This window comes from Pseudomonas sp. 10S5 (genome assembly GCF_035019745.1).
Taxonomy (GTDB): domain Bacteria; phylum Pseudomonadota; class Gammaproteobacteria; order Pseudomonadales; family Pseudomonadaceae; genus Aquipseudomonas.
This window is the reverse complement of sequence record NZ_JASJVL010000009.1, coordinates 182859-196968: the sequence shown is the minus strand read 5'-3', so window position 1 is coordinate 196968 and position 14110 is coordinate 182859. Positions and strand designations below refer to the sequence as shown.

The window sequence follows — 14110 nt, the reverse complement described above, 5'->3', positions numbered from 1 at the left end:
CTGTCTCTGAATTAAGCCATTCAGAGCATTCAGCGCGGCATGAGCAAAACTCCCAGCGACTTCGCTCGACGATGGTTCTCTGCTCGCGGCTGGACACCTTTTGCGTTTCAAAAAGAAGTGTGGGCAGCGGTTAAACGCGGTGAATCGGGTTTGCTGCATGCTAGTACCGGCGCGGGTAAAACCTATGCGGTGTGGTTTGCTGCGCTGAACCGCTTCGCAAACGCCGCGATGCCACTCACTGCCGATAAGCCGAGCAAGCGCAAACCGCCTGCGGCGCCCTTGAGTGTGCTGTGGATCACACCGATGCGCGCCCTCGCCGCCGACACTGCCCGCGCCCTGCAAGCGCCGCTGCTGGATTTGAACATTCCCTGGAGTGTCGGCCTGCGCACCGGTGACACCAGCGGCAGTGAACGCGCCAAGCAAGCGCGTCGACTGCCCAGTGCACTGATCACGACGCCAGAAAGCTTGACCCTGCTGCTGACCCGCGAAGACGCCCGCGCTACGCTGTCCACATTGCGCATGGTGGTAGTAGATGAATGGCACGAACTGATTGGCAACAAGCGCGGCGTGCAAGTGCAACTGGCGCTGGCGCGACTCCGGCGCTGGAATCCACAACTGATCGTGTGGGGTGTTTCGGCAACACTAGGTAATCAAGTTCATGCACAGCAGGCGTTGCTAGGCGAGACCGGAATCAGCGTGCAAGGCAACGTCGCCAAAGACTTGCGCGTTGACACGTTACTGCCGCTGTCCATTGAACGCTTTCCCTGGGCGGGACACATGGGATTAAGCATGCTGCCGCAGGTGGTTGCCGAAGTAGACAGCAGCGCAACTTGTCTGTTGTTTACCAACACCCGTGCGCAATCAGAGATCTGGTATCAGGCGCTGCTTGAGGCTCGCCCTGATTGGGCGGGGCTGATCGCGTTGCATCATGGATCTCTGGCTCGGGAAGTGCGCGACTGGGTTGAGATGAGCCTCAAGGAAGGCCACCTCAAAGCCGTGGTGTGCACCTCCAGTCTGGATCTGGGGGTGGACTTTCTGCCGGTGGAACGGGTTCTGCAGATCGGCTCGGCCAAAGGTGTTGCGCGCTTAATGCAGCGTGCCGGACGTTCGGGCCATGCGCCTGGGCGCCCGTCGCGTGTAACCTTGGTGCCGACCCACAGCTTGGAATTGGTGGAGGCCGCTGCGGCTCGCAGTGCCGTAGCCGCGAGGCGAATCGAACCTCGGGAATCACCCCACAAGCCACTGGACGTTCTGGTTCAACATTTGGTGAGCATGGCCCTCGGAGGTGGTTTTCGCCCTGATGAGTTGCTGATTGAAGTGCGCAGTGCCTGGGCTTACCGCGAACTTACCGAGGACCAATGGCAATGGGCGCTGGCTTTCGTTCGGCATGGCGGCCACTCCCTGACCGCCTACCCCGATTACCGCCGCGCTGAACCGGACGAGCATGGCGTTTGGCGCGTACCTGACGCACGCCTGGCCCGGCGCCATCGCATGAGCATCGGTACCATCGTCAGCGATGCCAGTATTAATGTGAAGTATTGGAGCAAAGGTGGCGGTGGCCGCGCCTTGGGCACCGTCGAGGAAGGCTTTATTGCACGCTTGAAATCGGGGGACGGCTTTTTGTTCGGTGGTCGACTGCTGGAGCTCGTGCGGGTAGAAAATATGACCGCCTATGTACGCCGTGCCACCAGTAAAAAAGCCGCCGTACCGCGCTGGAACGGGGGTCGAATGCCCTTGTCCAGCGAGTTGGCAGATGCGGTGGTCACTCAATTCGACGAAGCGTCCAAAGGCGAGTTCGGCAGCCCGGAAATGCAAGCCGTGCGCCCGCTATTGCAAGTGCAGCAAAAGTGGTCCGGCCTACCCCGACAAAACACGTTGTTGGCGGAGATACTTAAGTCCCGGGAGGGGTGGCATCTTTTTCTCTACCCTTTCGCCGGACGCCACGTGCATCTGGGATTGGCGAGTTTGCTGGCTTGGCGCTTGAGCCGCCATCGACCGCTGACGTTTTCAATTGCCGTCAATGATTATGGTTTCGAACTGCTCAGTGCAACACAAGTGAACTGGGCTGAAGAGCTGAAGGCCGATTTGTTCAGTCAAGACCACCTGCTGGAAGACATACTTGCCAGCTTGAATGCCGGAGAACTGGCCCTTCGGCGTTTCCGGGAAATCGCCCGGATAGCTGGACTAGTGTTCTCCGGCTATCCCGGTGCACCTAAAAGCGCGCGCCAATTACAAGCATCCAGCGGGTTGTTTTTTGAGGTCTTCAAGCAATACGACTCGAGTAATTTGTTGCTGACCCAAGCCCAAGAGGAAGTCTTGCGCCAGGAACTGGATGTCGACCGGCTTGAACGCTCATTGGAGCAAATCAATCACCGCACACTGGACGTGCATCAGATCAAACGCCCGACCCCGCTGGCTTTTCCGCTATTGGTAGAGCGTTTTCGTGAAAGTCTCACCTCGGAAAAACTCGCTGACCGTATCGCCCGAATGGTGCGCGATCTGGAAAAAGCCGCTGGGGCTGAGTTAAATCCATGACCCCCCATTACTCTATAGAACTGGCAGGTGCGCAGCTGTGGCTGCTGGCGGAAAAGGCTATCTATTACCCGGCCTTGCGGGTGTTGATGATTGCCGATGCGCATTTCGGCAAAGCCGCGGCGTATCGAAAACTTGGGCAGCCGGTGCCCCATGGCACGACACACAGCAACCTGCAACGCCTTGATGTACTTCTAAAATGTTACCCGTGTGAATGCCTGATTTTCTTGGGTGACTTCTTCCATGCACCAGGTTCACGAGCGGTAACCACGCTGGCAGCGTTACGAGAATGGCGGCAGCGCCATGAGAATTTGCGCGTTATTCTCATTCGCGGAAACCACGATTTGCGTGCTGGAGACCCACCTATCGATTGGCAATTTGAAGTGGTGTCGGAACCCTTGTTGCTCGGTCCGTTCGCGTTACAACATGAGCCTCATGAGCACGAAACTCACACTGTGCTCGCTGGCCACGTCCACCCGGTTTATCGACTAAATGGCATTGGTCGACAGAGCCTGCGTTTGCCGTGTTTTTACTTGAAGGAACGACTCGCGCTATTGCCTGCCTTCGGGGCCTTTACAGGCGGCATGGAAATATATCCCGAAGTGGGAAGCCGTATTTTTATCGTCGGCGACGGGACCGTGTGGCGCGCGCAATAAGCTGCCCGCAGATCAAGCGACTGGCGCAGGTGGCGGCTGATCCGGGAGTGTTGGCTCGCCGGGTTCTGTAGGCTGAGGTGTGTCTGGGCCAGGCTGACCAGGAATTCCGCCAACCATGTTGAGCTGTGGAGATGCGAGAAGCGACCAGGCAAGAAGCCCTACATGATTGTCATGTGAGTCCGTCGGAGGAACAATGGGCTTCAAATACGTTTTCATAGGCACTCCTGAAAGTAGTATGGCTCGTTGGCGTCGGGTCCAAACAGTTCAGTCAATAGAGTGCCGATCGGGAGACTAATTCCCTCGCTGCCGGATCAGTGGTGATCAGGTACGTGGCAAGGTCACGCCGCGCTGGCCCTGATATTTGCCGCCGCGGTCTTTGTAGGAGATTTCGCACTCTTCGTCGGATTCCAAAAAAAGCATCTGTGCCACTCCCTCGTTTGCGTAGATTTTCGCTGGCAGGGTCGTGGTATTCGAAAATTCCAGAGTCACGTGACCTTCCCACTCAGGCTCAAGTGGCGTCACATTGACAATGATTCCGCAGCGGGCATAAGTACTTTTTCCCAGACAAATGGTCAGTACATTGCGAGGAATGCGAAAGTATTCGACGGTGCGCGCAAGTGCAAAAGAGTTTGGCGGGATGATGCAGACATCGCTGGTCACGTCGACAAAGCTCTTTTCATCGAAATTCTTGGGGTCTACAGTCGCCGAGTTAATGTTGGTGAATACCTTAAACTCAGCAGCGCAGCGCACGTCGTAACCGTAGCTCGATACACCGTAGGAGATCAGTCGGTTGGCGCCTTCGCCCCGTACTTGACGCTCTACGAACGGCTCGATCATGCCGTGCTCTTGCGCCATGCGGCGAATCCATTTATCCGATTTGATACTCATGGCGGTGTCCTGAATAGCGAGCTAGAAAAATCTGTCCGGCATCTTACCGGGCTGGACCGTTGGGTTCAAAGACTCTGGCGGTTGAACCGCCTGTCTCCCATAGCTCATTAGTCACGAAAGTAAATAATCGTGATCAGACCATTGGCACGTTCCGAAAAACACGTTAAGGTGGCGCCACTGTGTTGCTTGTGTCACTGAGAATCTCTACACGATGTTGAATTTCGATCCAACCATCTCCAAGAATTTTTCCTGCTCTTTGCACTCAGTCTCGGCCAGGGCTTTTCCTGAGTCGCAGTCAACTTTGTCCAAGGAGATACACCATGTCTAATCGCCAAACTGGTACCGTTAAGTGGTTCAACGATGAAAAAGGCTTCGGCTTCATCACTCCACAGTCCGGTGACGACCTGTTCGTTCACTTCAAAGCAATCCAATCTGACGGCTTCAAAAGCCTGAAAGAAGGTCAGCAGGTCTCTTTCATCGCTACCCGCGGTCAGAAAGGCATGCAAGCTGAAGAAGTTCAAGTTATCTAACTTGTACTTATTCGCTTAAAAAGAACCTCGCCCTTAAAAGCGAGGTTTTTTTACGCCTGAAATTTACTCGGGTGTAAAGACCGGTAGGAGCTGCCGAAGGCTGCGATCATCATCAAGACGCGCAGCCTTCGGCAGCTTCTACCGGTTTTTCCATTGTTCGAAGTCAATCTTCGCTCACGGTAATGCTCGGCATTGCTTGTGACCGAGCCTCTTGCAAGACGATCCGCGCACCTACGTGCCGCGCAAGCTCCTGGTAAACCATCGCGATCTGACTTTCAGGCTCGGCGATGACCGTGGGCTTGCCGCCGTCCGCCTGCTCGCGAATCAACATGGACAACGGCAACGACGCCAATAACTCGACATCGTATTGCGCGGCCAGCTTTTCGCCGCCGCCCTCACCGAACAAGTGCTCTGCGTGGCCGCAGCTAGAGCAAATGTGAATTGCCATGTTTTCAACCACGCCCAACACCGGAATGTTGACCTTGCGGAACATCTCCACGCCTTTCTTCGCATCTAGCAATGCTAGATCCTGCGGTGTAGTGACAATCACGGCACCTGCTACCGGAACTTTTTGCGCCAGCGTCAGCTGAATATCACCGGTGCCTGGCGGCATATCGATGACCAAGTAATCCAGATCATCCCATGCAGTCTGAGTAATCAACTGCAACAAAGCACCGGAAACCATCGGGCCACGCCAGACCATCGGCGTGTTGTCGTCCGTCAGAAACGCCATGGACATCACCTGTATCCCGTGGGATTCGATGGGCACAAACCACTTCTGATCCTTGATCTTGGGCCGCGTACCTTCAGCAATGCCGAACATCACACCCTGACTCGGGCCATAGATATCAGCGTCAAGCATACCGACGCGAGCGCCTTCCCGAGACAACGCCAGCGCCAGATTGGCAGCTGTAGTGGATTTGCCCACACCACCCTTACCCGATGCCACGGCCACAATGTTTTTCACATTGGCCAGGGCCGGTATTTGTTCTTGGGCCTTGTGTGCTGAAATCACACAGCGGACATCGACCTTGGCTGACGACACGCCGTCGAGACCCTCAAGCGCAATTTGCAGCATTTGCGCCCAACCCTTCTGGAATAAAGCGGCGGCGTAACCTAACTCAAGTTTTACACTGACGCGATCACCCTGAATGTCGATAGCGCTGACACAACCTGCGCTGACAGGATCCTGATTCAAATATGGGTCGGTATATTGGCGAAGAACGGCTTCCACCGTTGCGCGATTAACAGCGCTCATGGCTACTCCCGATAGTAATGACTGAGTAAAACAGGCGGCTATCCTACGCTTTATGCTGCACCTCGGCATGCTTTCGCCGCATGCTGAGCCGCCCGGTAAAGACGAGCAATTTGTGTCCGCTGGGTGAAAAATATCGCCCAGCCCTTTATAGTGGCCGACCTCCGTTCCACTTCAAGTAGCCGAGCCCCATGTCCGAGCCACGCAAGATACTCGTCACCAGCGCCCTGCCCTATGCTAATGGCTCAATCCACCTTGGCCATATGCTTGAGTACATCCAGACCGATATGTGGGTGCGTTTTCAGAAGCACCGCGGCAATCAGTGCATATACGTCTGCGCGGACGATGCTCACGGCTCGGCTATCATGCTGCGTGCTGAAAAAGAAGGTATCACCCCAGAGCAACTGATCGCCAACGTAAAGGCTGAACACAGCGCCGACTTTGCCGACTTCCTGGTGGACTTCGATAATTTCCACTCGACGCACTCGGATGAAAACCGCGAGCTGTCGAGCATGATCTATACCCGACTACGTGATGCTGGGCACATCGCCACGCGCTCGATCACCCAGTATTTCGACCCTGAAAAGCTGATGTTCCTGGCAGACCGGTTCATTAAAGGCACCTGCCCGAAGTGCGGCACCGAAGATCAATACGGTGACAACTGCGAAAAATGCGGTGCGACCTATGCGCCAACGGACCTGAAAAATCCAAAATCGGCGATTTCAGGTGCTACGCCGGTCTTGAAAGAGTCGCAGCATTTTTTCTTCAAACTGCCCGACTTCGACGCCATGCTGAAAAGCTGGACCCGCAGTGGCACACTACAAGAGGCGGTTGCGAACAAAATTTCCGAATGGCTGGATGCAGGCCTGCAACAGTGGGACATTTCCCGCGACGCACCCTATTTCGGCTTCGAGATTCCAGGTGAGCCGGGCAAATATTTCTATGTTTGGCTGGATGCGCCGATTGGTTATATGGCCAGCTTCAAGAATCTTTGCGCACGCCGTCCTGATCTGGACTTCGACGCCTATTGGGCCAAGGACTCCACGACTGAGCTGTACCATTTCATCGGTAAGGACATCGTCAACTTCCACGCCCTGTTCTGGCCGGCCATGCTCGAAGGCGCGGGGTTGCGTAAGCCAACAGCGATCAACGTTCACGGGTACCTAACCGTCAACGGTCAGAAAATGTCGAAATCGCGCGGAACATTTATTAAAGCGCGAACGTATCTGGATAACCTGACGCCGGAATACCTGCGTTACTACTATGCGGCCAAGCTCAGCCGTGGCGTTGATGACCTGGATCTAAACCTTGAGGACTTCGTACAGAAGGTCAACTCGGACCTGATCGGTAAAGTGGTCAATATCGCCAGTCGCTGTGCCGGTTTCATCCACAAAGGCAACGCTGGAGTGATGGTCGCAGGAAATGCCGCGCCAGAACTGACCGACGCGTTCCTCGCGGCCGCGCCGGGGATTGCCGAAGCGTATGAAGCGCGGGACTTTGCCCGAGCCATGCGCGAAATCATGGGGCTGGCTGATCGCGCCAATGCCTATATCGCCGACAAAGCGCCGTGGTCACTGGCCAAGCAAGAAGGCAAACAAGATGAAGTCCAGGCCGTTTGCGCCTTGGGCATCAATCTGTTCCGCCAACTGGTGATTTTCCTCAAGCCGGTGCTACCGCTGCTGGCTGCCGATGCAGAGAAATTCCTCAACGTCGCGCCGCTGACCTGGGACGATCACCTGACGCTGCTGAGTAATCATCAGCTCAACCCGTTCCTGCCGCTGATGACCCGCATCGATCCGGTAAAAGTACAAGCCATGAGCGACGCCTCGAAAGAAGACCTGACTGCCACCGAAATCCTGATTGTTCCGCAAGGCAACGGGGAGTTGATAAAAGACCCGCTGGCTGCCGAAATCGATTTTGATGCATTCGCTGCTGTAGACCTTCGAGTAGCCCTGATTCTCAAGGCTGAACACGTTGAAGGCGCTGACAAACTGCTGCGTTTGACCTTGGACATTGGTGACGAACAGCGCAATGTCTTCTCCGGAATCAAGAGCGCCTACCCGAATCCAGCGGAATTGGAAGGGCGCCTCACGATGATGATTGCCAACCTCAAACCACGGAAAATGCGCTTTGGTATATCCGAAGGCATGGTAATGGCAGCTGGTCCCGGCGGCGAAGAGATCTACCTGCTCAGCCCGGACAGCGGAGCCAAGCCGGGTCAGCGAATCAAGTAACCCTGACGCAAAGCCCACGAACATAGCTGTTCGTGGGCTTTTTCGCGCAAGAATTATCCATGCTAGTTTGCTGGCGACTATCTTCTTTAAAGACCCTCTGGCCTGTTCGTTGACCCCGGCACACCCATGACCGATTTCATTCTCACGCTCATCAGCGCCGCCCTGATCAATAACGTCGTATTGCAGTGGCCGCTGGGCGTCAATCCAGTACTCAATGCCAGCCGCAAACCCCGAGTTACCAGGTTGCAACTTCATGCGCTGGGAATGGCGACAGTGTGGGTGATGTTTTGCAGTACGCTTCTCAGTTACCTGCTGTACCACGCTGTACTGGTGCCGCTGGAGCTGACTTATTTGCGGTTGTTCGTGTTCTTGCCGATCAGTGTAATGGTCATCAAGCCCTGCGTATCCGTGCTGTCGCGATTACTGCCCAAGGTGTCGTTCGACGGACTGTTGCCGCTACTGCTAAGCAACTCCGGCATTCTTGGGTTAGCGCTGTTAGCCACGCTGCCTGACAGGGGTATTTTCTTCGCGCTGGCATTGAGTCTCGGCTCCGGGCTGGGATTTTGGTTGGTTTTGAGCCTGTTTCATGATCTTCAACAGCGGATTCAAACCCAAGACGTGCCGCTGCCTTTTCGTGGTTTACCGATACAGCTAATCAGCGCGGGCTTGATGGGCGTGGCCTTTATTGGATTCAGTGGGCTGACCAACCTATGAACCTAATCCCAACCATTGACGCGCTGCTTCCACAGACGCAATGCGGCAAGTGCGGCCACCCAGGTTGCAAACCCTACGCCGAAGGCATCGCACGCGGCGAAGCGATTAACAAATGCCCTCCCGGGGGCGACGAAACCGTCGCCGAGCTCGCCCGACTGCTAAAGGTTCCGGCCTTGCAACTGGACCTTGAACGTGGCCCAGCGCCGCCACAGATCGCATTCATTCGCGAAGCGGAATGCATCGGCTGTACCAAATGTATTCAGGCCTGCCCGGTGGACGCCATCCTCGGCGCGGCAAAGCTGATGCACACCGTAATTATTGATGAATGCACCGGTTGCGACTTGTGCGTGGCGCCATGTCCGGTGGACTGCATCGAGATGCATCCCCTGCCGCTGTCCGGCGTCGTCGCTATCGTGGGCGGTCTGGCGGTTAGCAATGAACAACAGCACGCTCGACTTGCGAAGCGCAATCGCGCCCGCCACCGCTTTGAAGCACGTAATGATCGACTACACCGCGAAGAGGAGCATCGGCAAGCAGAACGCATGGCCCGCCTGCAGCGCGCCGTTCAGGTCAGTGCAGCCCCAGAAACAGCACTGAACCCAGTGCTGTGCGCCATTGAACGTATTCGCGCACAGAAAGCGGCGGTCGCTGATCAAGCACTGAAAAAAGCCAAGATCATGATGGCGATGAGCCGCGCGCAATTGAATAAATCATTGAAAGCCTTTGGCCATCCGCCCACCCGTGAACAACAAGAGCAACTCGTGGTGTTGCAGCGCGAATTCGAAGCCGCCGAGCAGGCCTTGAACCTTCTGGAAACATCGGCGCAGGCACACCCCCAGGTTAGCGCGCATGCCAACGCCTGAGACTTTGCCCCACACCGTCGAGAAGGTCGGCACGAACCTGCAAAAAACCATGACACTGGTATTGCTTGCGACATTACCCGGAGCGCTGGCGCTAGTCTGGTTTTACGGCTGGGGGATAGTTATTAACTGGCTGCTGGCAATAAGCACAGCGCTGGTCGTAGAAGCAGCGGTACTTAAGCTTCGTCAACTGCCGCTCACGCCGAGCCTGAGCGATGGCAGCGCGCTGGTAAGCGCAACCCTCCTGGTGCTTGCTCTGCCGCCTTATTTACCTTGGTGGTTGACGCTACTGGCCACTAGTTTTGCCCTGCTGTGCGGAAAGCATCTGTTTGGTGGAATAGGGAAAAATCCGTTTAACCCGGCCATGCTCGGTTACGCGATGGCGCTGGTATCTTTTCCCCAACACATGAGCCACTGGCCCTCCTCCCACGGACTAAACTTACTGGGCGGCCTGCAACAGACGTTCGGTTTGAACCTGGGCTCGACACCGCCACCCGACGCATGGGCCCAAGCCACAGCACTTGATGCGTTGCGGATCAACAAAAGCCTTACTGTCGACGAGCTGTTCGCCGGCAACCCGTCGTTCGGCCGATTCGGGGGGCGGGGTGCCGAATGGTTTAATCTGGCGTTTCTCGCAGGCGGCGCCTTCCTGCTATGGCAACGCGTATTTACATGGCATGCGCCTGTAGGAATGCTGGGCAGCTTGTTTGTTATCAGCCTGCTGTGTTGGAACGGTTCAGGCTCCGATTCTCATGGGTCGCCACTGTTCCACCTGCTGACCGGCGCTAGCATGCTCGGGGCATTTTTTATCGTCACAGAACCCGTGTCCGGACCCAAAAGCCCGCAGGCAAGGCTGTTGTTTGGCAGCGGAGTAGGTTTGATTACGTACGTGATCCGCACATGGGGTGGCTATCCCGACGGGGTCGCGTTCGCAGTGCTGCTCATGAATCTGGCCGTTCCCGCGTTGGAGCGTCTGGAACGAATAAAACCCGGTGGCGAGACCGAAAAAACCGGAGCCGTCCCATGACCATAAGAGCAAGATTGCTGAGTGCGTCAGTTATCGTCTTACTCGCATGCCTTGGTGTGGGGTTGACGATTGCGCTGCAGCACGGAGCTGCGTTGCAAATCAGCGCAGCGCAAGAGGCGGCTCAATCTCAAGCATTTTTATCGGTCATGCCTCCATTCAGTTACGACAATCAACCTATGCAGCACCCACTGTCGTTGCCTGAGCGCACCGCAGACACCCAGGCGGTGATTGCCGGTTATCTTGCAACACGAGGGGGCAAGCCCAGTGCGGTGCTGTTTCGTAGCCAGGCTCAAGGTTATTCGGGCCCCATCGAGTTGCTGATCGCGGTGTCGATAGAGGGTCAACTGCTCGGTGTCAAAGCCCTCAAACACAACGAAACGCCCGGCATTGGTGCTCGCCTTATGACTGAGCCGGCTTGGCTGAAGCGATTTATCGGCCGGTCGCTCGGCGATCCACCCGAATCCGCATGGTCGGTAAAGAAAGACAACGGCGAGTTTGATCAAATCGCTGGCGCGACCATCACCTCAAGGGCAACCGTTGGCGCAATACGCACCACATTACGTTTCTTCGACGCTTACCGGGCGCAACTGATGGCGCTCCCCTCAGGTAGGCACCCATGAATAACCCTACGCAACACTTCGACCGCCCTCGCTGTAACGCCCTGCTCGGCCCTCTAAGTCTGACGCCTATTTTGGGCGTTACGGACTCGCTTACCCGCGCAGTTGGGCTATTAACGGTGCTGTGGGTCGTTGCTGGTGCGCACGCCGTGCTGATGCAACCAATACGCCGCCTATTGACGCCAGCCGCCGAACTCCTCGCCAGCGCGTTGCTGGCTGCTTTGCTAGTCAGCTGCATTGAGTTGGCGATACAAGCGCGCGCATTGGCGCTTTATCAGGGATTGGGGATATATCTGCCACTGGTAAGTATTTATTGCGTACTGAGCAACCACTCACACAAGGCAATGGACTTGCGACGTAGCTGCACACTCGTTGCTCGATTCTGTGCACTGATGCTGACTCTTGCACTGCTGCGTGAACTACTGGGCAATGGCACGCTGTTCAGCCAGGCTCAATGGTTATTTGGCAACCGCGCGGCGCACTGGGAAATCCGAGTGGCGCCAGGGGGAGCGCATCTTGCTCTGTTAACCCCCGGTGGATTTATTCTGCTCGGGTTGCTTCTTGCCGCGAACAACTATCGGACTGATCGACGGGCTGGTCGCCGACCGACCCATAACGAGAACACCCATCAACACTCCACAGTCAAGGAAATGCTGCATCCATGAACGCCGCAAAACGCCTGGAAATTTTCCGTCGCCTGCGTGAGGACACTCCGGAACCCAAAACCGAGCTAGCGTATAACTCGGCATTTGAACTACTGATTTCCGTGATTCTCTCGGCCCAAGCGACAGATGTCAGCGTCAACAAGGCAACAGCACGCCTTTATCAAGTGGCCAACACCCCACAAGCTATTTACGACCTAGGGGTAGCCGGGCTTTGCGAATACATAAAAACCATTGGTCTCTACAACGCTAAGGCGAAAAACGTCGTCGAGACGTGTCGCCTCCTAATGGAACGGCATGGCAGCCAAGTACCGCAAACGCGCGAAGCCCTAGAGGCGTTGCCGGGCGTAGGCCGTAAAACAGCGAACGTTGTGCTCAATACTGCATTTCGCCAGCTGACCATGGCTGTGGACACGCATATTTATCGGGTAAGCAATCGTACGGGCATAGCCCCAGGCAAAAATGTGGTCGAAGTAGAGAGGCAGCTAATGAAATTTGTGCCTAAAGATTTCCTGCTCGACGCCCACCACTGGCTGATCCTCCACGGACGCTATGTGTGCCAGGCTCGCAAGCCCCGCTGTGGCAGTTGCAGGATCGAAGACTTGTGCGATTTTAAAGAAAAAACGTCTGACGATTGAGTAATAGTGAAGTTCAGGGGTAATCGATTGAAAAAAACCTTTTTACCCAGCCGACAATTATCGCTATAAGGTCCGCCAATGACAGCCTAAGCCTGGAGTCACTTTATGAGCACTGGCAAAGAGCAGCTGGACGAGGATGACGATTTCGTCGCAGTTGAAGCGGACGATGACACACCTCCACCTGTGGAAAGCGCAAAAACCAATTTGAGCAAACGTCGCACGATCGACAATATGCTGGAGGAACGACGCTTGCGGCGGCGATTGGCCGATTACGACTTCGATCTGTAAGGCAAAGGGCTACCCGCTGGCTGCGACCTCACGACGAACGCCACGTAAGCCTCTCATCCTCGAGAAGCTTTACATGGCGGGGGACCAGAATTTGCTATTCATCATTTGCCCCCATTCGAAATGGGTCAGACCAAGCCGTTGCGCTGAGCAAGCTCAATCAAGTCAACCAATGAGTGAGCGTTGAGTTTTAGTAACAGACGCGTTTTGTACGTACTGACTGTTTTATTACTTAGAAACATCCCATCAGCGATTTCCTTGTTGGTCTTCCCACACGCCAACTGCTGAAGAACCATCATCTCCCGGCCAGAAAGCCGATCAACCATATCTGCCTCACTGGCATTCCCCATGCTGGAGCGCACGGTATGCAATGCCTGGTTAGGGAAATAACTGTATCCCGATAGTACTGCCTTTATCGCACTCAGCAATTCAGTTAAATCCTGCTGCTTGCAGACATATCCCGCTGCCCCCGCTTGCATACATCGCATGGAAAAATGACCTGGGGCCTGAGAGGTCAGTATTAAAACTCTGAAGGGGAGCGTCATTGCTGATAGTCGGGCTATAACCTCCAAACCGTCCAGTTTTGGTATTCCAATGTCAAGAATGACGATATCGGGTAAATGTTCGCGAGCAAGTTGCAAGGCGTCCACGCCATTATCCGTTTCCGCGACGACTTCATAGCCGTGACGCTCCATTAGCATGCGTACAGCAAGTCTAATGACGGGGTGATCATCCACGATCAGCACTTTATTCATGAGCAAGTCCAATTTTCGCTGTTCGATTTTTCAGAGCCCGCACAATAGCCTAGTCGTTTAGTGCTTTGCATAGCGCACCCCTCCGAGGACCAACAGACAGAGACCTTTCCTACAAAGACGACAGACATACCCTACAAAAACCCCTATATGCATGACGTTTTTTTGATTTTCTGACGGCTGATTTACTCCAACGCCACTTACTCCAACAACGTAAGAAATGATTGCAGCCCGTTTTGATGACCCATTGCCTCCTGATTCAACCAATAGAATTTTTATCGTTCCGTCAAGCATATCCGCAACTCCCTTTAGACTATTCCGCACTAGCCGCGATTCCTCTTGAGAACATAGGCACGGCAAGCGCATGGCCATTGGCCGATTTTTTTAGTACTCCAGCCTCAATTTTATCGTATCCGAATCAAAACTGACCGACGCTACATCGGCACGATTAGACACTCAG

15 protein-coding genes are annotated in these 14110 nt (G+C 55.1%); 11 read left to right on the top strand and 4 right to left on the bottom strand.

Going from position 1 to position 14110, the window contains the following annotated elements:
• Positions 1–39 precede the first annotated feature (39 nt).
• The gene (locus QN378_RS12325; RefSeq protein ID WP_323550547.1) at positions 40–2535 is read left to right on the top strand and encodes a ligase-associated DNA damage response DEXH box helicase; all 2496 of its coding nucleotides are present in this window, start codon (positions 40–42) and stop codon (positions 2533–2535) included.
• A complete protein-coding gene (gene pdeM, locus QN378_RS12320; RefSeq protein ID WP_323550546.1) occupies positions 2532–3188 on the top strand; it encodes a ligase-associated DNA damage response endonuclease PdeM in 657 nt (218 codons plus the stop codon). The genes QN378_RS12325 and pdeM overlap by 4 nt, the downstream gene beginning before the upstream one ends.
• A 12-nt stretch (positions 3189–3200) precedes the next feature.
• On the opposite strand, the gene QN378_RS12315 is transcribed toward pdeM, so the two are convergent.
• Both QN378_RS12315 and dcd read right to left on the bottom strand, forming a co-directional pair.
• Entirely contained in the window at positions 3201–3404 is a 204-nt protein-coding gene (locus QN378_RS12315) for a hypothetical protein (protein WP_322205144.1), read from the bottom strand.
• A gap of 105 nt (positions 3405–3509) precedes the next feature.
• Positions 3510–4076, bottom strand: coding sequence for a dCTP deaminase (gene dcd, locus QN378_RS12310; RefSeq protein WP_322205145.1), 567 nt, complete (start codon positions 4074–4076; stop codon positions 3510–3512).
• A gap of 320 nt (positions 4077–4396) precedes the next feature.
• On the opposite strand from dcd, the gene QN378_RS12305 reads away from it, so the two are divergent.
• Positions 4397–4606 carry a cold-shock protein gene (locus tag QN378_RS12305; protein WP_002554837.1) on the top strand — a complete coding sequence of 70 codons (210 nt, stop codon included), beginning with the start codon at positions 4397–4399 and terminating at the stop codon, positions 4604–4606.
• A 163-nt stretch (positions 4607–4769) separates the two neighbouring features.
• Here QN378_RS12305 and apbC read toward each other — a convergent pair whose 3' ends face one another.
• Positions 4770–5864: an iron-sulfur cluster carrier protein ApbC gene (gene apbC / locus QN378_RS12300; RefSeq protein WP_322205146.1), complete on the bottom strand. Its 1095-nt coding sequence runs from the start codon at positions 5862–5864 to the stop codon at positions 4770–4772.
• Between the two features lie 188 nt (positions 5865–6052).
• On the opposite strand from apbC, the gene metG reads away from it, so the two are divergent.
• The 8 genes from metG to QN378_RS12260 all read left to right on the top strand — a co-directional run bounded on the left by metG (position 6053) and on the right by QN378_RS12260 (position 12901).
• The gene (gene metG / locus QN378_RS12295; RefSeq protein WP_322205147.1) at positions 6053–8095 is read left to right on the top strand and encodes a methionine--tRNA ligase; all 2043 of its coding nucleotides are present in this window, start codon (positions 6053–6055) and stop codon (positions 8093–8095) included.
• 126 nt (positions 8096–8221) lie between these two features.
• Positions 8222–8809: an electron transport complex protein RnfA gene (locus tag QN378_RS12290; protein WP_323550525.1), complete on the top strand. Its 588-nt coding sequence runs from the start codon at positions 8222–8224 to the stop codon at positions 8807–8809.
• Positions 8806–9672: an electron transport complex subunit RsxB gene (gene rsxB, locus QN378_RS12285; RefSeq protein WP_323550524.1), complete on the top strand. Its 867-nt coding sequence runs from the start codon at positions 8806–8808 to the stop codon at positions 9670–9672. Before QN378_RS12290 ends, rsxB begins: the two co-directional genes overlap by 4 nt.
• The gene (locus tag QN378_RS12280; protein ID WP_322205150.1) at positions 9659–10696 is read left to right on the top strand and encodes an RnfABCDGE type electron transport complex subunit D; all 1038 of its coding nucleotides are present in this window, start codon (positions 9659–9661) and stop codon (positions 10694–10696) included. The genes rsxB and QN378_RS12280 overlap by 14 nt, the downstream gene beginning before the upstream one ends.
• Positions 10693–11316 (top strand): RnfABCDGE type electron transport complex subunit G, encoded by a 624-nt coding sequence (locus QN378_RS12275; protein ID WP_322205151.1) that lies wholly within the window; start codon positions 10693–10695, stop codon positions 11314–11316. Before QN378_RS12280 ends, QN378_RS12275 begins: the two co-directional genes overlap by 4 nt.
• A complete protein-coding gene (locus tag QN378_RS12270) occupies positions 11313–11978 on the top strand; it encodes an Rnf-Nqr domain containing protein (RefSeq protein WP_322205152.1) in 666 nt (221 codons plus the stop codon). Before QN378_RS12275 ends, QN378_RS12270 begins: the two co-directional genes overlap by 4 nt.
• On the top strand, positions 11975–12613 hold the full coding sequence (nth, locus tag QN378_RS12265) for an endonuclease III (RefSeq protein ID WP_322205153.1): 639 nt from the start codon (positions 11975–11977) through the stop codon (positions 12611–12613). Before QN378_RS12270 ends, nth begins: the two co-directional genes overlap by 4 nt.
• 105 nt (positions 12614–12718) lie before the next feature.
• On the top strand, positions 12719–12901 hold the full coding sequence (locus tag QN378_RS12260; RefSeq protein ID WP_322205154.1) for a PA3496 family putative envelope integrity protein: 183 nt from the start codon (positions 12719–12721) through the stop codon (positions 12899–12901).
• A gap of 125 nt (positions 12902–13026) precedes the next feature.
• On the opposite strand, the gene QN378_RS12255 is transcribed toward QN378_RS12260, so the two are convergent.
• On the bottom strand, positions 13027–13653 hold the full coding sequence (locus tag QN378_RS12255; protein WP_322205155.1) for a response regulator transcription factor: 627 nt from the start codon (positions 13651–13653) through the stop codon (positions 13027–13029).
• Between the last annotated feature and the right edge of the window lie 457 nt (positions 13654–14110).